General features: G+C 42.0%; 21 protein-coding genes and 1 pseudogene. 14 read left to right on the plus strand and 8 right to left on the minus strand.

The genetic code is table 11. The annotated features are described in order from the left end of the window. The first annotated feature begins 68 nt into the window (after positions 1 to 68). A complete protein-coding gene (locus AMR95_RS13020; RefSeq protein WP_269435006.1) occupies positions 69 to 860 on the plus strand; it encodes an SDR family oxidoreductase in 792 nt (263 codons plus the stop codon). 213 nt (positions 861 to 1,073) lie between these two features. Here the strand turns inward: AMR95_RS13020 and AMR95_RS13025 are convergent, their stop codons facing one another. The 6 genes from AMR95_RS13025 to AMR95_RS13050 form a co-directional block, all read right to left on the minus strand. Beyond that, positions 1,074 to 2,267, minus strand: coding sequence for a pyridoxal phosphate-dependent aminotransferase (locus AMR95_RS13025; RefSeq protein ID WP_058838600.1), 1,194 nt, complete (start codon positions 2,265 to 2,267; stop codon positions 1,074 to 1,076). Between the two features lie 17 nt (positions 2,268 to 2,284). Next, positions 2,285 to 3,706: an ATP-grasp domain-containing protein gene (locus AMR95_RS13030; RefSeq protein WP_058838506.1), complete on the minus strand. Its 1,422-nt coding sequence runs from the start codon at positions 3,704 to 3,706 to the stop codon at positions 2,285 to 2,287. A gap of 15 nt (positions 3,707 to 3,721) precedes the next feature. Beyond that, a complete protein-coding gene (locus AMR95_RS13035; protein WP_058838507.1) occupies positions 3,722 to 4,483 on the minus strand; it encodes a glucose 1-dehydrogenase in 762 nt (253 codons plus the stop codon). Beyond that, complete coding sequence (locus AMR95_RS13040; RefSeq protein ID WP_058838508.1) at positions 4,480 to 5,187, minus strand: cupin domain-containing protein; 708 nt, start codon at positions 5,185 to 5,187, stop codon at positions 4,480 to 4,482. The genes AMR95_RS13035 and AMR95_RS13040 overlap by 4 nt, the downstream gene beginning before the upstream one ends. Before the next feature lie 2 nt (positions 5,188 to 5,189). After that, positions 5,190 to 5,792: a bacilysin biosynthesis protein BacA gene (locus AMR95_RS13045; protein ID WP_024423797.1), complete on the minus strand. Its 603-nt coding sequence runs from the start codon at positions 5,790 to 5,792 to the stop codon at positions 5,190 to 5,192. Between the two features lie 149 nt (positions 5,793 to 5,941). Further along, on the minus strand, positions 5,942 to 7,174 hold the full coding sequence (locus AMR95_RS13050) for an MFS transporter (protein WP_058838509.1): 1,233 nt from the start codon (positions 7,172 to 7,174) through the stop codon (positions 5,942 to 5,944). A gap of 145 nt (positions 7,175 to 7,319) precedes the next feature. Between AMR95_RS13050 and AMR95_RS13055 the strand changes: the two genes are divergently transcribed. Further along, complete coding sequence (locus AMR95_RS13055; protein ID WP_058838510.1) at positions 7,320 to 7,799, plus strand: Lrp/AsnC family transcriptional regulator; 480 nt, start codon at positions 7,320 to 7,322, stop codon at positions 7,797 to 7,799. A 13-nt stretch (positions 7,800 to 7,812) separates the two neighbouring features. On the opposite strand, the gene AMR95_RS13060 is transcribed toward AMR95_RS13055, so the two are convergent. Further along, positions 7,813 to 8,973: an MFS transporter gene (locus tag AMR95_RS13060; protein WP_039182267.1), complete on the minus strand. Its 1,161-nt coding sequence runs from the start codon at positions 8,971 to 8,973 to the stop codon at positions 7,813 to 7,815. 67 nt (positions 8,974 to 9,040) lie between these two features. Next, entirely contained in the window at positions 9,041 to 9,811 is a 771-nt protein-coding gene (gene hemQ / locus AMR95_RS13065; protein ID WP_024423793.1) for a hydrogen peroxide-dependent heme synthase, read from the minus strand. Between the two features lie 240 nt (positions 9,812 to 10,051). Here hemQ and pta point away from each other — a divergent pair, with 240 nt between their 5' ends. From pta to AMR95_RS13125, 12 genes and pseudogenes are all read left to right on the plus strand, one after another. After that, the gene (gene pta, locus AMR95_RS13070; RefSeq protein WP_024423792.1) at positions 10,052 to 11,023 is read left to right on the plus strand and encodes a phosphate acetyltransferase; all 972 of its coding nucleotides are present in this window, start codon (positions 10,052 to 10,054) and stop codon (positions 11,021 to 11,023) included. 129 nt (positions 11,024 to 11,152) lie between these two features. Then, positions 11,153 to 12,004, plus strand: a complete 852-nt coding sequence (locus tag AMR95_RS13075) for a MurR/RpiR family transcriptional regulator (RefSeq protein ID WP_058838511.1) — start codon at positions 11,153 to 11,155, stop codon at positions 12,002 to 12,004. Positions 12,005 to 12,152: 148 nt separating this feature from the next. Continuing rightward, positions 12,153 to 12,824 carry an RraA family protein gene (locus AMR95_RS13080; RefSeq protein WP_058838512.1) on the plus strand — a complete coding sequence of 224 codons (672 nt, stop codon included), beginning with the start codon at positions 12,153 to 12,155 and terminating at the stop codon, positions 12,822 to 12,824. A 13-nt stretch (positions 12,825 to 12,837) separates the two neighbouring features. Then, positions 12,838 to 13,713 (plus strand): NAD(P)-dependent oxidoreductase, encoded by an 876-nt coding sequence (locus AMR95_RS13085; protein ID WP_058838513.1) that lies wholly within the window; start codon positions 12,838 to 12,840, stop codon positions 13,711 to 13,713. 46 nt (positions 13,714 to 13,759) lie between these two features. Then, a complete protein-coding gene (locus AMR95_RS13090) occupies positions 13,760 to 15,094 on the plus strand; it encodes a TRAP transporter large permease subunit (protein ID WP_039182254.1) in 1,335 nt (444 codons plus the stop codon). Positions 15,095 to 15,107: 13 nt separating this feature from the next. Continuing rightward, positions 15,108 to 15,374 (plus strand): hypothetical protein, encoded by a 267-nt coding sequence (locus tag AMR95_RS13095; protein ID WP_039182253.1) that lies wholly within the window; start codon positions 15,108 to 15,110, stop codon positions 15,372 to 15,374. Positions 15,375 to 15,499: 125 nt separating this feature from the next. After that, positions 15,500 to 15,811 (plus strand): annotated as a pseudogene (locus AMR95_RS13100) (polymorphic toxin type 50 domain-containing protein); the annotation flags it as partial. 19 nt (positions 15,812 to 15,830) lie between these two features. After that, positions 15,831 to 16,163, plus strand: coding sequence for a hypothetical protein (locus tag AMR95_RS13105; protein WP_058838515.1), 333 nt, complete (start codon positions 15,831 to 15,833; stop codon positions 16,161 to 16,163). A gap of 241 nt (positions 16,164 to 16,404) precedes the next feature. Beyond that, entirely contained in the window at positions 16,405 to 16,674 is a 270-nt protein-coding gene (locus AMR95_RS13110; protein ID WP_058838516.1) for a hypothetical protein, read from the plus strand. 104 nt (positions 16,675 to 16,778) lie between these two features. Further along, the gene (locus AMR95_RS13115; protein ID WP_058838517.1) at positions 16,779 to 17,174 is read left to right on the plus strand and encodes an SMI1/KNR4 family protein; all 396 of its coding nucleotides are present in this window, start codon (positions 16,779 to 16,781) and stop codon (positions 17,172 to 17,174) included. 240 nt (positions 17,175 to 17,414) lie between these two features. Beyond that, positions 17,415 to 18,260 carry a lipoate--protein ligase family protein gene (locus tag AMR95_RS13120; protein WP_058838518.1) on the plus strand — a complete coding sequence of 282 codons (846 nt, stop codon included), beginning with the start codon at positions 17,415 to 17,417 and terminating at the stop codon, positions 18,258 to 18,260. A gap of 36 nt (positions 18,261 to 18,296) precedes the next feature. Continuing rightward, positions 18,297 to 18,782 (plus strand): tetratricopeptide repeat protein, encoded by a 486-nt coding sequence (locus AMR95_RS13125; RefSeq protein WP_058838519.1) that lies wholly within the window; start codon positions 18,297 to 18,299, stop codon positions 18,780 to 18,782. Positions 18,783 to 18,817 lie beyond the last annotated feature (35 nt).

An 18,817-nucleotide genomic window follows, 5' to 3' on the forward strand; every position in this document is an offset into this window, starting at 1 on the left:
TTGTTGAAATACATTCTATATGTGTCATTTTATGTATATGTACGAAGCTGATAAGAAAAGGGATGTGGATGAGTTTGTCTAAAAGAATTGCATTTGTAACAGGAGCAAGTACAGGAATTGGAAAGGCCATCGCCATAAAGCTTGCCGCTCAAGACAATGTAAAGATCATCATCAATTCTAGAAATCAATCCTCACTAGAAGAAGCGCAGCAGGACATTGGGCGTATGGCAGAAACAAAGGAGCCGGTGGCTCTTTTCTGTGGCGACATGTCAGATGAAGGGGTGAGGGCTGAGGCTTTTGAGGAAATAGAAAAAGAGTTTGGCAGACTGGATGTGTTGATTAATAACATTCCGGGGGGAAAGCCAGATACCTTTGATTCGTGTGAGAGCGAGCAGATGATGGCAGCATTTTCTCAAAAAGCCATTGCGTACATTGATACGATGAAGCGTGCAGTAGCGATGATGAAACGACATGAATATGGCCGGATCATTCAAATTGTCGGGAACCTATGGAAGGAACCTGGTGACCAAATGTTTACGAACAGCATGATGAATGCAGCGATTATCAATGCTAGTAAAAATGCTGCCACACAGCTTGCACCTTCAGGGATCACAGTGAATTGTTTAAACCCGGGATTTATTGCTACAGATCGGTATGAACAATTTATCGGAAACATGATACGTAAACAGGCATTATCGCGGGAAGAAGCTGTACAGGCTGTAGCGTCAGGAATTCCAATGCAACGAGTGGGCTCAGCGAGTGAAATGGCTTCATTGGCCGCTTTTATCGCATCAGAGGAAGCCTCCTATCTTACAGGACAACAAATATCTGTCGATGGTGGAGCGATGAAAAGTATATAGCATCAAAAAAACCGCTAGATGCGGTTTTTTGATCCAGCGTGTAGATAAACCCTCGCATTTGGTGTCAGGTCTGCGTGCCGGTGCTTACGAATGTCAAATTCGCTCCGCTCCGGTACTCGTCCTTCCTAGGGCTGCAAAGGTTTTCTATCACGCTGAAAAGAAGACAAATGGCTAAAATCAAGACCCATTTTAGCCATTTGTCAAAAAAACCCGCTAGATGCGGGTTTTTTGATTAAAGCGAATCGGAAGGATGCGAAGCCGGTCGATAAACAGGGCAAGCTGTTCAATTGGAGCAACCATTGAGATGCGGACATGACGTTTTCCATGTGCTCCAAACACCCCCCCGGGCGTGACAACGACATCGGTATGTTCGAGTAAATAGTCTGCAAATGCATGAGAATGTTCAAACTCATCAGGGATTGGAGCCCATAAATAAAAGGCGCCAGCTGGACGTTCGATGGACCATCCTAGCTGCTTTTCTGCCTGACGGATGAAGAAGTGAATTCGTTCAAGGTAGACCTCTTTTAATGATTGAATGTGACGGTCATCACTTTGCAAGGCGACGGTTGCGGCTTGTTGAAATCCGCCATACATACTAACAAACACATGATCTTGGAAGGCGTTAATGGCTTGGATGATGTCCTCATTACCTACAGCAAAAGCGACTCTCCACCCTGCCATATTAAATGTTTTGGATAGAGAATATAATTCTACTCCTACACTTTTTCCAAGAGGAGCATTCAGAAAGCTTACTGGTTTTTGCTCATAATGAAATGAACCATAGGCAAAATCATGAATGACATGCAGTCCGTGAGCTGATGCAAAATCAGCAGCCTCTTCAAAAAATGCATCATTTGCCACAGCACCTGTTGGGTTATTCGGATAATTTAAGAAAAGAACCTTTGCCTTTTTGAGCACCTCCGGATCAATTGAAGAGAGATTCGGCAAATAGCCATTTTTAGTTTCAAGTTTGATGCAGTAGGGCTTTGCGTCTGCCATCAAGATCCCAGAATGATATTCTGGGTATCCTGGATCGGGGACGAGGGCAATGTCCCCTGGGTCAAGCAGACACTGACTCATGACATAAAGGCCTGTTTTCCCCCCATTGAAAAGGGCCACTTCTTTCTGTGGGTCTATCTCAGTCTCGAATTCTTTTTTGTAGAAATCTGCAATGGCTTGCTTGAAAAAGTCGAAGCCTCTAAAAGGTGCATACTGCTGAAACTCTAAAGTGCCTGCTGCCTCTTGAAGCGCGCTTACGATATGTGCAGGAGTCGGAAGATCAGGATTTCCCTGCCCAAGGTTGATGATGTTCGCCCCGTTTTGTGCTTTATGCGCAATTTTCTCAAAGACGGTTCCAAATTTCTGTTCTGGCAGCCGTTCAATCACGTTAGATGGTAAGATCTTCACCACATTACCCTCTCTTTCTATCCCTTCACTAATTCATCCATTAACTGAATGGCAGCTTGCTTCTGTAAGTTGCGGATGGATGCGGCAACATCCTGTGAGGATGACCCTTTTAATTCAAGCGACACGATGCCATTAAAGGCTTCAAATAAAGAGAGATCCACAAAGGTGCCTTTAGATGGGACGGATTCACTGACGATCACAGTATCTCCAACTAAAGCATCCTGCGGAATATGGACATGATCAATGGTGATATGTGTGGCCTCTGCCGGTATGTGTCCGCTTTCTTTGAAATGCTGAGGGTATAAATGGCAGTCTGCTATATAATGCGTATGTCCAGAAAGCAGCTCTTTTGGCAGATTCGCTTTTTTTCCATCGACTAATACATCGATCAGCAGCTTGGCCATATCCACACCAAACACTTTTTTGATATTCGGAATCATATTCCAGCCAGCAAATCTAGCTGCGGATTCGATCAGTCCTGTTTCTCGATTTTTCATGAGCTTGATCTCTGTATGGGTCGCACAGTTTTCAAGTCCCAGCCCTTCATTTGCCTTCTTAGCTGCCTCAATGATGATTTGCTGTGCTTCATTGTCTAGGATCGAGGGAGTAATATGAGCCGTTTCTGTAAAACCGATTTGAGGGGTCTTGTCATGTATGACAAAAGGGATATATTCTCCCTCCACGACGAACCCTTCTACACTGACATAATCAGAATAGCCACCCTCTTGATACCAATCCTCGTAAGCCCCCTCTAAGTACGTTTCAGCGACAAATGGTGCTTCATATGTCACAGCGTTTGGGACGGGAATGGTTTGCAAATAGGACTGTACGTTTAAAAAGAGATCATCACTGCCGGCTCTGTCATGAAAAAGGGTCACGCCAATCGAGCTTGCTAAATATGTAGGCTTTAAAATAAGCGGTGTCCCGATATGTTCAATAGCTTGCTGGAAATCAGCTAAAGTGGTGACAGGCTGAGTTTTCACCGCTTTGACACCAGCAGCGTTGAATGCAGCTCTCATTTGGCTTTTATCACGCGCCATTTCAGCTGCTTTTACCCCAGCGCCGCGCAGCCCCAGCCGTTCGGCGGCTTTTGCCATTGGTGCAATGAATAATTCATTATTGGTGGTGATGGCATCAGCTTTGAAAAAGGAAGCCACACGGACTAGGTCATCCACCACCTCTTCCTCTGATTTCAAATAATCATCATGTGCCCAGTAAATAGAATCAGGGTGTTCAAAAGAAGGGTGTGTCTCAAAATAATCGCGATCTTTGATGACGGCAATGGAGTATTTTTCTATTAGCTCAGCGTGTCCCTTTGTAATGGCAAAGGGTCTCGGGATATAAGAAACGATATGATAAGGTGCCGCCACGCTTTCATAAAACATATGGGGCGGGCACCCTCCTAAGTCAGCAATGACAAGTACGGTTTTTTTACTCAATGAAAGCACTCCTTTTTATCTAGCGGTGTATCCGCCATCTGCTGTGACAACACTTCCAGTCATATAGCTGGATAGATCAGAGGCGAGAAACAGCATCACGCCCGCAATTTCTTCAGGTTTTCCGAGACGAAGCAAGGGATTCACCTTTGCTTTTTCCTTTTTGACAACCTCAAGACTTTCTGAATGATTGTCTAAAAAGGATTTTTCATTTAATGGCGTATCAATGATGCCTGGGGCGATACAATTCACCCTGATTTGATGAGCGGCATAGTCAATCGCCATCGATTTGGTGAGCTGGATGACACCGCCCTTTGTTGCGTTGTATGCAGGAATGTCAGGCCAGCCAACGAGACCTCCGACAGATCCAGTATTAATAATACTTCCGCTTTTCTTCTCAAGCATATGCGGCAATGTATGCTTACTCATGAGAAATACACCCGTCAGGTTGACCTGTAGAATGTGGTTCCAATCCTCCAATGTCATCTCGTGAATAGGTGAGACAATTTCGATGCCTGCATTGTTAATCAACACATCAATTGTCCCGAATTGGTTCAGCACGGATTGAACGGTTTTTTGACAGTCAGCCTCATTTGTAATATCTGTTTTGAAAAACGCAGCATGTTCATGAGGCAATGATTCAACAAGTTGTTTACCGCTATCTTCATTGATATCAGCCACAGCTACTTTTGCTCCGTGTTCAAGGAAAAGCTTGACGGCGGCAAGCCCAATCCCAGACGCACCTCCTGTAATCAGGACGACTTTTCCGGCAATGTTCATTTCTTCACCTTAGACGCTTTTGGCTTTAAGCGGTTATAGCGTGGAGGGAAGAAGAGATTAATAGACTTTGATGCTTCTGGCTTTGGATTAATGGCGCCGTGATCTTCTTTTGGATCACAGAAGTAGGTCGTGCCAAATTCCATCTTCTCTGTAAAGCCTTCAATCGTCATATCGTATCCACCGCTAATGCAAATCCCAATTTGTTCATTACGGTGCTTATGAAAAGGCATTTCCCCGCCATTCCCCGGAATGTTGGCAATCATAAGCTCCATCCAGTCCTCCACAAAAAAGGTCACTTCCATGCCAGGAAGCAAATCACGCGTTTTGAAAATGTCTAAGAAATAAGTAGGAGGAGCCGTATATTCCTCGCCATCTTTTAATCTCTTAATATCAATGGCGATCACTTCTTCATCTGTCAAATTCGATGCGCCGTGAGGAACGAATGGTGGTGCAATATAGGCTGATTCTAATGGGGTGAGCACTTGGGTCGATTGGCCGACCGTCATTTGAAGCTCGCCTTTTAATACGATGCCGATTTGTGCTTCTGGATGCTCGTGAGGTTCGATGATCGTGTGAGGAGGGACGTGTGAAATTAACACTTCCGTATCGCCTCTGACAGTAGAATATTGGATGACACCATTATCCCATTCTCGTTTTTTCGCTTGAGGAAAATATAATTCTTGCACCTTTTGTTCAGTTGTCATGTTTACATCTCTCCTTTTCCGAATATAGACCAGCTCATAGGAATGCTTTTAAATGTTCGAATGAAGGTGAGGCCGTATGTAGCTCTAGCCACCTCATTGGTTAAAGCGAAATCAAATTCGCCGTCTCTTACTTTTTGTGCGGCTGTACTTGTGGAATTGACAAGCTCAAATTCAGCATTTTGATGAATAAAATATTGAATCAAATTCACAGGTGCAGGATGAGAAACAATTTTTAAATGATGAAGCATTTGTTCTTGAAAGGGGAAATCTGGTCTGACAGCCAAACCATACATGGGCGTGTCACATCTGAATATTTGTAAAAGCTGCAGGTCAGGTCTCATGTAGAAGTGTTTAATTCCTTCGTATGCGTGTGGAACGAGAGTGTATTGGAGTGCGTTAGAGAGAGTATGTTCAATGCAAGTTTCGAATGTGTCGTAAAGGGATAGTTTCGTATGAGTGCCGAGTGTAGTGGTGGAATGAGAGATGAAATGTTTTGCTGCATATTCACTGCTTGTCCCCTTAGGGCCTAATGTATTGACTGTAAACATCTTAGGTGAAACGATGGGCTCTTCTTTGAAATGAAAAACATCATTCTTTAAGATCATGTTTACCATCCAATCTTTTTCAAATTTTTACTAGATTATAAAAAATAAAATTGGTAATTGTCAACATAATTTATAAAAAATGTATTTTATAATAATATTAAAAATTGATCTAAAAAACTGCACATATCGAGATGTGCAGTGAAATAAGCTCACGTTTCAAAGGTATTTTTATGTTTCTGCTGTAAGGTTTTTTCACGTTTATAGCTGATGAAGCTGATGAGAAAACCAACGAGCGTAATGAGTGCACATACAAGTCCTACCGTATGATAGCCGAAATGGACATAAACAGGTCCCATCAAAGCGGACCCAAGCATAACGGCTAGATTGGAAGCAAGGCTGTAAAAAGCCATCACTTTGCCTCGGTGGGTTTGGGAGCAGTCGCTCAGGACGGTGCTCAAAAGCGTGACGGATAAACTTTGCATGGCACCCCAAATAAATAAAGCGAAAATGAGCAATGTCCATGAGAACGGTGCATAAGGAAGTAAGGCAAGAACGAGCGCAATCCCGCCCAGCACAAAGAAAAGAGACCGTGTTTTGCCAAACCAATCTGCTAATTTCCCGGTAAATATACTCATGGAAAAACCAACGCCATAAGCCATGATCAGAAGTCCAGCTGTTGATTGCCCTCCGGAAAACAAACTTTGCAGGTAAGCTCCTAAAAATGAGTACATGCCATAAAATCCAAGCATGTTACAAAATGTCACGGTCAAATAGGCAGGGACACGGTCGATTTTCAAAGCCCCCCATAAAGAACCTGATTTCTCCCTAGCTTGAGGTGCCTTCTTATCAGCTGTGGCGACTTGTTTTCTAGATTCAAGGATGACGAGCAGCAGGACAACGAGACTCATCATGGCGAAAATCCAAAATGTCCAGCGCCAGTTCAAACTTTGACCGATAAAAGCGCCAATGGGCACACCAAGGACAAGAGAAAGAGACCAGCTCGAGACAATGAGTCCCATCACTTTGCCGCGATATTCATATGGAACCCGGTCCCCCACAAGAGCATAGGCTGTTGGCACAAATACACCAGTCGCCAGCCCAGAAATAGCACGGCCGGTAAAAAACACGGCCAAATTTGGGGCAGCAGCACACATCACTGTTCCAATCAAAAAGAAAGACAGCCCAATTATCAAACACAGCTCTCTTGAATACCGGTCCCCTAAAGGAACGAGAAGCGGAGCTCCAACCAGCACAGCTAACCCATAAATGCTGATGGAAAGAGCGAGAACATCAAGAGAGTGCTGAAATGAGTTTGATAAATCAGGCAGCAGTGGTGAAATCACCAGTTCCTCCGATCCCGCCGCAAAAACGCCAAGTGTGAGTGCGATGGCAAGTGTGATGGGAAATGTTTTAGAAGCCTGGCTGTCTAAAGATTCTTTCATCAAGTGATCCCTCCATACTTGCTTTTTCATTCAATTCCGTTAAAATAAATTCTACCATTATTTAGTTTTATTTTACATTTCGCATCATAAGTATTATCATCAAATACTTTTCAAATGGAACGATTTTTGGATAGGAGAGGTACGAATGAAAATCACCGATGTTGATGTGCATATTTTAAATGAATTGAGAAAAGATGCACGCTTATCCATGAGGGAATTGTCCAAACGAGTGAATTTATCAGCACCTGCGGTAGCAGAAAGAGTGCGTAAATTAGAGGACGCAGGGATTATCGAAGGGTATTCTGTTCAGGTCAATTATAAAAAATTAGGGCTTCTGATTGACTGCCTGCTGGAAGTTACGGTGTTAAATGGGGAGTATCAGCGTTTTGTGGCTTTTATGAACGAGCACCCACGCGCTTTTTTTGCTTATCGAGTGGCAGGACAGTCTTGCTTTTTCATTAAGCTGTCAGTTTCGTCTCTTGAAGAAATTGAAGCCTTTATTCAAGAAGTGTCTGGATTTACAAAAACCGTCTCCCATATTGTCTTGTCAGAGCACTCTTTTTCTCACCCTATTCAGGAACGCTTGAAACAAATAGAAGAGCCAAAAATGACCGTGATGAAATAAAAAAGGACCTATGTCAGGTCCTTTTTATTCGTTTATCTGACTGATAACTCATAAACGTAATGATAAGGCCAATAAATGTCACAGCTGCAGCAAATAACGGAACAAGCTGTAAATGTGTGATGTCGATAGCAAGACCGCCAAGCGCTGCACCGCCGGCATTCCCAATATTAAAGGCAGAATGGCTGAGCGTCGATGCGAGTGTCGGTGCTTCATGTGCCATGTTCATCGTGCGGTATTGCAAGGTAGGAACAAGAATAAATGAAATGATTCCCCAAACAAAAATGGTCAGCACGGCAGGCACTTTGAATTCGGAAGTGACTGTAAACAATAACAGGACAGCAATGAGTAGGATCAGTGTCACCATAATACTCGGCATCAGCTTCCAGTCAGCAAGCTTTCCGCCAACTAAATTCCCGATGGTGACCCCAAGTCCAAATAGGACAAGGATGAGCGTTACCCCATTTTCCTGAAAGCCAGTGACTTGCAGCAGAATTGGGCTGATATACGTAAATGCTGTAAAAACACCAGCAAAACCAAAGATGGTCATCGCAAAGGAAACGAGTACCTGTGGTTTTTTCAAGACGGATACTTCATTTCGAATATCCAATACTTCTTCCTTTGATTGATTCGGAACTAAGCTGATGATACCGATTAAGGAAATGAGACCAATGACGGCAATGACTAGAAAAGACATACGCCAGCCGAATTGATTTCCGATAAAGGTACCGAACGGCACACCGAGTACATTGGCTACCGTCAGTCCTGTAAACATGAAGCTGATCGCACTTGCACTTTTCTCTTTAGGCACAAGCCGTGCAGCCATAATGGCTCCGACGCCAAAGAACGTTCCATGAGCAAATGACGTTAAAATACGGGCGGCCATTAATAGACCATAAGAGGTCGAGACAGCGGCAGCAGCATTTCCCGCCACGAAAAGAATCATTAACAGAATGAGGAGACGTTTTCTCGACATTTTCCCAGTCGATAACGTTAATATAGGTCCGCCAACTGCGACACCAAGTGCGTATCCAGTAATCAGCTGTCCTGAAGCAGAAATTGATACATGAAGATCGTTTGCGACATTTGGCAAAAGGCCCATGATGACAAATTCAGTCATGCCAATCGAAAACGCACCGAGTGTTAATGCAAAAATAGCGATGGGGAAGTTTTTCATGATGTGATCACCTTTCTAAACAAATACATAAAAAAGCTTCGGAAAGATCCGAAGCCTTAAGAGTTTATCATACATGGAAATAAGACGCCAGCTGCTCGTTTGCTAAACGGTTTCCAACAAAGAAGGAACCGAATTCGCCGTAGCGTGCACTGACTTCATCAAAGCGCATTTCATAAACCAATTTTTTAAATTGGAGCACATCATCAGAGAAAAGGGTAACGCCCCACTCATAATCATCAAAACCAACAGAACCTGTAATGATCTGTTTTACTTTTCCAGCATAGCTTCGGCCAATTAAGCCATGGCTTCTCATAAGAGATTTACGCTCATCCATGGAAAGCATGTACCAGTTGTCATTGCCAGAACGTCTTTTATCCATTGGATAGAAGCACACGTATTGAGAAGAAGGAAGCTCTGGATATAGGCGCGCACGTACATGCGGGTTCTCGTAAGGATCTCCGCCATCTCCGCCTCCTGCTAAGTAGTTGCTGAGCTCAACAACTGAAACATACGAATAAGCTGGAATCGTAAACTCTGCTAGTCGTGTTTTGTTGAATTCAAGTTCAATTTCACCTAGTTCTTCCATTGTCGGACGTAAAATCATGAGCATAATATCTGCTTTTTGGCCGACAATACTATAGATTGTTTGGCTTCCAGCTTTATCTTGCTCAGCTGTTTTCCATTTTTCCAATAGACCTGTGAACTCATGAATGATGGCTTGGCGCTCATCACTTGTCAGCAGCTTCCAAGCTGTCCAGTCGATCGTTCTAAAATCATGCAGCGCATACCAGCCATCTAGTGTTTGAGCTGCTTCATTTGTTGTATGTTGTTCGCTCATTTCTTTCACTCCTATTAACAGTTTTCCATCTGTTCCAACTATAACATAGTTTGTCCAAATGGAGATGTGATCAAAACTTGAACGAAGAAAACAGCTTTTATCAAAATTGATTAAATTAGTTTGAAAAATAAGAATTTAATTTGTAAGCGCTATAATATAAGTTGGTAGTTTGAATTTAGGTAGAAGAAGAGTATGCTTAAAAGAGAACGCTTTTTTTGTAAAATCAAGGAGGGTATTGTAGTGGCAGATATTTTTTCAACAGTTCAGGAAAAGGTTGCAGGTAAAGGAGTAAAGATCGTTTTTCCTGAGGGAATGGACGAACGCATTCTAACAGCCGTTCAAAAACTAGCAGATGGCAAAGTATTACAGCCAATTGTGGTAGGTAAAAAACAAGAAGTTGAAGCAAAAGCAAAAGAATTAGGTCTTACACTTGATGGTGTTGACGTGTATGATCCTCATACATATGAAGGTTTTGAAGAGCTTGTACAAGCTTTCGTCGAAAGACGTAAAGGCAAAGCAACAGAAGAGCAAGCAAGAAAAGCATTACTAGATGAAAACTACTTCGGTACAATGCTTGTATATAAAGGTCTTGCAGACGGACTTGTGAGCGGTGCGGCACATTCAACTGCTGACACAGTGCGTCCAGCACTTCAAATCATTAAAACAAAAGAAGGCGTAAAGAAAACATCTGGCGTCTTCATTATGGCTCGCGGCGAAGAGCAGTATGTGTTTGCTGATTGTGCAATCAACATTGCTCCAGACAGCCAAGATCTAGCTGAAATTGCGATTGAAAGTGCAAACACAGCAAAAATGTTTGATATCGAACCACGTGTGGCAATGCTTAGCTTCTCTACAAAAGGCTCAGCAAAATCAGACGAAACAGAAAAAGTATCTGAAGCAGTTCGCATTGCAAAAGAAAAGGCACCTGAGCTTGTACTTGATGGAGAATTCCAATTCGATGCAGCTTTCGTTCCTTCAGTAGCAGCGAAAAAAGCGCCAGATTCCGTCATCAAAGGCGATGCCAGCGTATTTGTTTTCCCTAGCCTCGAAGCTGGAAACATTGGCTACAAAATTGCACAGCGTTTAGGTAACTTTGAAGCTGTAGGTCCTATCCTGCAAGGCTTAAACCAGCCAGTAAACGATCTTTCAAGAGGCTGTAATGCCGAAGACGTTTACAACCTTGCGCTGATCACAGCAGCTCAAGCACTATAATGATCTCGACAAAAGCAGCCAGTACGATAGATTCGTGCTGGCTGTTTTTTTGATGACAAATGTGTACAATATAGGGGAAAAGAAAAAATTTGATCGTAGATAAAGCCGATAGAATGGGCAGGTGCTATAATGAACGATTTAATACATAAACTTCAGCATAAGGTCGCGGGATTAACAGAGGCACAAAGGAGAATTGCAGATTATATCGTGCACAATCCGATGGAGGTCGCGTTTTTAACCGTAGATAAATTGGCTTCAAAAGTAGGGACGAGTACAGCTACCATCATGAGATTCTCTGCTGCTTTAGGGTATTCCGGTTTCTCTGAGCTTCAAAAAGAGCTTCAATCAAACATGAAGCATAAAGCTGCCCCTCAAACGAGACTTGAAGCGAACCTCAAGCATTCAAATAAAAGTAAGCTTCTGCATAACCATGTAGAGCTGCAATTTCAAAATATCCAGTATGCTTTAGACAATATCACGGAAGAAAACTTTCAGCATATTGTTGAAAAAATAGCCAGCTCCCGCCAGGTTCTGTGTACAAGTGCCCGAAGTGGAAGACCTGTTGGCGAGTATCTGTCATTTGGAATCAATCGGCTATTGGGGAACTGTCAATATATTGATGCGGACAAAAGCGACTGGGTGGATGATCTCGTTCATTTTCAATCTGATGATTTCATTATAGCGGTCAGCTATCCTCGCTATGCAAAGCGTATAAAGGACTTGCTGGAGGCAGCGAAGTCATATGGGGTGGAAGTGCTTTTAATTACAGACAGCTACAGCTCTCCACTAACTAAGTATGCACAATATGTATTACCATGTTCCTCAGCAAGTGTGGGCTCTCATAACTCTGTCGTATCTGCTATCTTTATCGTAGATTATATTTTAAGTGCCTTAGCCATTAATGACCCTGAAAGAACAAAACCTCGTTTAGATCAAATCAATCATATGTTAACGAAAATGAGTTATCACACAACACATTAGTCGTGTGGTGACTCATTTTTTTCATTTATTTTTTTGAAAGCGCTTTACTAAATAAAATCGAGATGGTATGATCGTGTCACGAAAGTAATATATATTACTTTAATAAAATTGAATGTAATGGATATAACTCAAAGGGGATGATGGAACAATGAGTACTGTTCAATTCGTGTCAAATGATCTAATAGATCGGGCAAGAAAGCTCAACTCAACCTTGCTGTCAGACGTGATGGGATGCACCGGAGCGATGGATCATCAAATTAAACCTGTTGCAAGAGGCATGAATATAGTAGGGACTGCTTTTACCGTTAGCTTACGGCCAGGGGATAATTTATTTCTTCATCATGCGATCTACTCTGCTAAAGAAGGAGATGTACTGATTGTTGATGGAAAAGACCATAAAGGTCATGCATATTTAGGGGAATTGATGGCAGGTGTAGCAAAGGCTGTAGGAATAGAAGGAATCGTGATTGACGGGCTTGTTCGCGACAAACTCGCTTTAGAGGAGCTGGCTTTTCCAATATACAGTAAGGGGTTTATGCCAAACGGACCTTTTAAAGATGGTCCTGGGGAATTAAATCAAACCATTTCGTGCGGCGGTGTCAAAGTAGCACCAGGTGATTTAGTCATTGCTGACGATGATGGAGTCGTCATCGTTCCACAGGAGAAGGCGGAACACATGCTGACACTAGCGGAAGAGAAACAAGCGTATGAAAATCAGAGATTAAAAACGATTCAACAATATATGGACGAAGGAAAGCAAGACATCAGTCTCTTAGCACCTGCATGGCTGGCAGGTAAATTGAAAAAATTTCAGGAATAGGGGAGAATCGGTGATGAAGATAGGCTTTATCGGTTATGGAGAAGCAGCATATGAGCTATCAACGGGATTGAAAACAGAAGGATTAGATCAATTTTATGCGTATGATGTACTTTTACAAAATGAGAAATTGGCTGGAGCGTTGAAAGAAAAAGCATCGCAGACAGGAGTTCAATTAACCAGCAGTATTAGTGAAGTCATTGAGAAATCTGATATTGTCATTGCAGCTGTGCCAGCGAATAAAACCTTAGAAGTGGCACAATCTGTAACGGGAAGTTTGAAAAAGAATCAACTATATGTAGATGTGTCAGCATCAACACCAGACATCAAAAAGCAAGTGGCAAACGAAATTGAAAAGCAAAAAGCTCTATTCGTAGATGCTGCCATGCTAGGGCCTCTTCCAGTCAACAAACACAAGGTTCCGATCACGGCAAGCGGCAGTGGAACCGACCAATTCATGAAAGTAATGAATGCTTATGGCATGAATATCACAAAAATCAGTGACCAGCCAGGAGATGCTTCTGCCTTAAAGCTGATCAGAAGCGTTTATATGAAGGGGATCGTTGGTCTCATGATTGAATTTTTGGAAATTTCCAAAAAATATAATGTGGAACAACAAGTGATTTCTTCATTAAGCGATACAATGGATAGCAAAAGTTTTGAAGAGACCATGAACCGTCTTGTGACAGGGAGTGCATTGCATGCAAAAAGACGAGCGATCGAGCTTCTTGGTTCTATTGAAATGCTAGATGAAGCAGAGGTTGATGCCGGTATGTCTCGGGCAGCACAACAAAAGCTAGAGAGATTAGCAGACTTTCAATTCGTTGAACGGTTTAATGGGAAAAAGCCGGCCAGCTGGGAAGAAGTCATTGACGTGATGCAGCAGGGGTGATGAATTGTAAGCGTTTTATTTAACAAAGGGGAGGCGAAAAAACGATATGGGTTTTATTGCGTTGATTGTATTCATAGCTGTCATCATTATATGGAATGTCGTCGTGAAACGGAATATGGGAGAAGCCATGCTATTAGGCTTTATTGCAACCACATTATTTGGCGGATTGGATGCATTAAGACTTTTCTGGGATGGATTAAAATTCGCATCCACATATGAGGTGCTCTATGCAGCTGTCGCATTTGTATTCATGGCTTATTTAATTGAAAAGCTAGAATTAATTCATGCACTCTTGCGAATCTTAAATTCGGTTGTAGGTAAACTTCCTGGTGGAGCTGCTTATATGAGTACGTTAGGCTCAGCAGTCTTAGGTGCTCTTTCAGGTTCAAATTCTGCAAACACAGCTGCCACTGGCTCTATCACGGCCTCTTGGATGATTAAATCAGGCTGGAGCCGAACCCATACAGCGACCATTTTAGCAGGGAATGGCGGACTTGGAGCAGCACTGCCTCCGAACTCTTCCATGTTTATCATGCTGGGTTTTGCACCAATTGCAGCCCTTGTATCTGAAGGAGATTTATATATTGCGCTTCTCATAGGAGGACTGTATCAAGTCGTATACCGATTTATTTTGGTGTATATTCTGGTGAAAAAGAATAAAATTCAGGCCATGCCGCCAGATGATATTCTTCCTTTTAGGGAAGCTGTGAAACAAGGGTGGAAGTCGATCTTTATTTTTTTCGGTGCCTTGATTCCTATCATTATCACAATTGGTCCACTGGCAAACTACTTAAAAAGTAATCCAAACATTGGACCAGAGGCAATGGATCAAATTTCTTTAATTACGTGGATTCCGATTCTCATGATGCTGATTAGTTTAACGATCGGGAGAAAAAAGGCGTCTGCACTTGATTGGTCTCAGTTTTTCAAGTCGGCCATTCCTAAATTTACAACGATCGGTGCCTTGATGCTGTTTGCTGTTGCGGCAAGTCAGGTGCTTGCTGAATTAGGATTGGCAGAAGATTTGACGCAAATCACATCAGTACTTACCATTCCGAAATGGCTCATGGTACTCATTGTGGGAATTCTTGTCACGCTGGTGGCTGGACCATTATCTTCAACAGCCACATTAACAGCTGTTGGACTTGTCTCGTTTTCAGCTTTAGTCTCAGTCGGAGTTGATCCAGTTGTGGCTGTTGTCGCCATTCTTGCTTTTTCATCGACAGAAGGCGCTTCCCCGCCGGCATCAGGATCGATTTTCATTGCTTCTGGTCTTGCAGGAGCCAAACCTGAGAAAACATTTATACCGCTGATTCTCTACTATATGCTGCCGATCGTGGGAATTGGCTGGCTCATCGGAATGGGAATACTTCCAGTATAGAAAGGAGAAACACATGAGAGCATTAATGGAATTATTATTTAAAGTGCTGCTTGTCCTGTTCTTAACGTCAGGAGCCCTGTTGGTATTCGGTCAAATACTAGGGATTCTCTTGCAAAAGGGTGATATGATTATTGCGAGTACGAATCTATTCAAAAACCCAACACTGGTGTTAAGTGCCTTTTTTAGTCTTGTTGGTTTCTCTCTCAATTATATTCCTGAAAAGAAAGACACCTCATTTAGCGATCATCCATCAGCATCAGCGAGTGATTCGCTCAAATAAGCAATAAACAGCTGGATTCAGTAAATGAATTCAGCTTTTTTGTGCGTGAGAAATAGGTATTAAAACCCAATACGTACGATTCATTTTTTGGTAAATTCACTTTCAATCATATGCTTTTTGTGCTAGTAAATGGTTTCCTAGCAAAAGTAAAATCAGGAGCTCAAGAAAAACATATTCCAGAAACACCAAATTACAAGCAAGAAGTAGCAAATGGAAAAAAGAAAAGCATTTTTTACGGAGATAATAAAAAGGCACAAGAATTGCTGGATAAATATGCAGGGACAGGCAAAGAATTGGGTAAGAATAAAGAAAGGATAGACTTTGGCCAAGCAATAGGAAAATACTATAATATTGATACTGGAAAGTATGAAGAGACTACTAAGGGAATGATACATTATGGGAAAGATGGTGCTCACATCGTACCAGCGAGGCCTTAAAATGAATTGGAGGTAAAAAATGGGTTACGATTCTTTGATTGGAACATTAATAAAGTATGAAAAAAAAGATATGATTTTGGAATGGAATAGTGGGTTGAAAATCTTAGGAAAACTAGATACAGTTTTTGAAACAAATAATATGTTAGATGAAGATGATATTAATTTTACAGAATATATTGCTGCTGCTTTCCAAGTGAATGATATTCTATCTCATCCTAATGAAAACAGTGGCAGTGTATACGATTGGTTAATTCAAGAGAAAAGCTCTTTAGTTGAGATATCTCTTTATGATGATCCACCAAATAAGATTTTGGTAGATGGTCAAATAGTATGGGAATTGGCAGTTGAGTAACAATTGACATCTTAGAACTTTAAAATCCAAGCCCTCGGTAAGAGGGCCTTTTAATTATTTATGAGTTAGTGAAATATGCGTCAAGTTGATCATTGGCAAAACCGGTTTCTGTAGGTTCATACCCGGGGCAGTTTGGGCTGAAATATGATAGCGCATGTGTATCATCAAAGCTCAATCTATATTATTAACAGTAAAGTACCATTGAATGATTAAAATAAAACTTCGAAAATAGGAGCGTTCAATGAACAAAAAACAAGAACTAACGAAACAAATCCAAACCGTCATCAACATCCTAGAAAAAGAATATTCACAAGAGATCAACCAAGGTATCCTCCAATTAATATACAAAAGATATAAGGATGCACAAAGGATCATTCAGAACAATGAAGATCTCCAAAAGATGTTGATCATTGGCGGGGTAAGAGCTTATTTGGATAGTTACAATGACTATCTAAACCCCTTTCTAGATGAATTGCATAAAGCAGAGAGTTTGCTAAAAGAAATGCTGTAATAGATAAAATGGCTGTCTATAGTTCTAGATGAGGCTATTTTCTTTTAAAGATGTATAAAAGGGTCATGAAAAAATCAGCTACTTAACATAGAGGAGGCTTTAAAATGCTCAATTTACCTCAAATCCCAAATTTGCACGTGAACAAACCAGCAAGTGACATACATATCAAAGAGGCAGAATCGCAGCTAAACATGGTGCTGCCCCATGCTTATAAGGAATTGTTGAAACAGACAAATGGATGTTCTGTTGGAGGCGATGTTCTACTATACGGAACTGAGGACATGGTGGAACGCAATGCAACATGGGAGATTCAGCAATATGCAAGCGGCTATGCAGCAATTGGGGACGATGGCGGCGGGCGAGTACTTCTCATGCGGCAGGCAGAAGAGGAGACAAAAGTGTGGATCGTCGATGCTGGTGTGATGAACCCTCAGCATGCGGAATTGGTGGCTGAAGACTTGTTGAGCTGGGTAAATGAGGGCTGTTTCATAGAAGTTTAGTCTATTAAGGAGATGATCAATTTGCCGTGGAATACATTGATCGCTGCATGCCTCGTGGTTGGGGTTCCTGTCGTTTTAATTGCAGCTGTTTATTTCATCTCGAAAAGGAAGAACAAGAAAACAAAATCATCTAATTGAAACGCTCTGTGACGCCAAATGTTATGGAGCTTTTTTGCATTCTCCCTCCATTCCTCCCATGGTATAATAAACACAGTTTATGAACGAGAGGATATGCAGGACATGAAAAATGAACCTATTGAGTTATTGACACAGCCGACATGGCGAATCATAGATCAATCGAGCCTAGGTCTCTATGTAGACCCAAAGCAATCCTTTGCGATGGATGATACACTTTGCGCGTCGGTGGGGAAGGGCCTCTCACCAGCGACAGCCCGTTCTTGGGTGCATCACAATACGATTGTGCTTGGGATTCAGGATACAAGACTTCCTTTTCTCCAAGATGGTGTAAAGCTGCTTGAGGATGAGGGATATCGTGTGATTGTGCGCAATTCAGGCGGTCTTGCTGTGGTACTGGATGAAGGCGTACTGAATGTGTCTTTAATCTTTGCTGAACAAAAGAAAGGTATTGATATTGACCGCGGGTATGATGCGATGGTGGAATTGATCCGTCGGATGCTGTCAATGTACGAGGTGGACATTGAAGCTTATGAAATTGTCGGCTCTTACTGTCCAGGCAGCTACGATTTGAGTATCAATGGAAAGAAATTTGCCGGCATTTCTCAGCGTAGATTACGCGGAGGGGTCGCTGTGCAAATCTATTTGTGTGCAGATGGAAGCGGTCGAAAACGAGCTGATTTGATTCGCCGTTTTTATGAGGTGGCCTTAAAGGATAAACGACATGAGGTGAAAGCGGTATTCCCTGATATACAGCCGGATACGATGGCATCCCTATCAGAATTAACTGGAAAACCAATTGACTGTGCGCTTCTCATGCGTCTTTTACTAGAAGAACTCCAAAAGCTGAGCGACCAACTGACAGCTTCAGGACTGACCACCGAGGAACAGCTAGAGTTTGAGAAAAACATGACGCGGATGATTGAGCGGAATGAGAAAGTGTTCTCGTAAACACATCTTTCCATCTTAAAAAATAGGGGTGATGTAATGGAAACGAAACTTCTGAAAGCCATTGAACTTCGAGAAAGTGGACATCTTCAAGAATCCAATGACATGCTCACCCGTCTTGTAGAAGAGTATCCAGACCATGCCTCCATTCACTATCAATGTGCTTGGAGTTATGATGTGTTAGGAAAGGAAAAACAAGCTGTCTTTTTTTATGAAAGGGCCATTGAGTTAGGATTGTCTTCAGAAGAACTAGAAGACGCTTTACTAGGGTTAGGAAGTACATACAGAACCTTAGGGGAATATGAAAAGTCAAAACAGATATTCCTGCATGCGATGGAAGCTTATCCGGACAACAAAGCCATTCAAACGTTTTATGCCATGACTTTGTATAATTTGAAGGAACATAGCAAAGCGATGGAAATATTACTGAACTGTTTAACTGAGACGACAAACGATCCTGCTATTTTGAGTTATCGAAAAGCCATTGATTTTTATTCAAATCAGTTAGATGGATTGTGGAAATGATTTATATAGATTTGGAGGGGCAATGTAATGGAAGA

This window comes from Bacillus sp. G1(2015b), from assembly GCF_001482475.1.
Taxonomy (GTDB): domain Bacteria; phylum Bacillota; class Bacilli; order Bacillales; family Bacillaceae; genus Bacillus; species Bacillus safensis.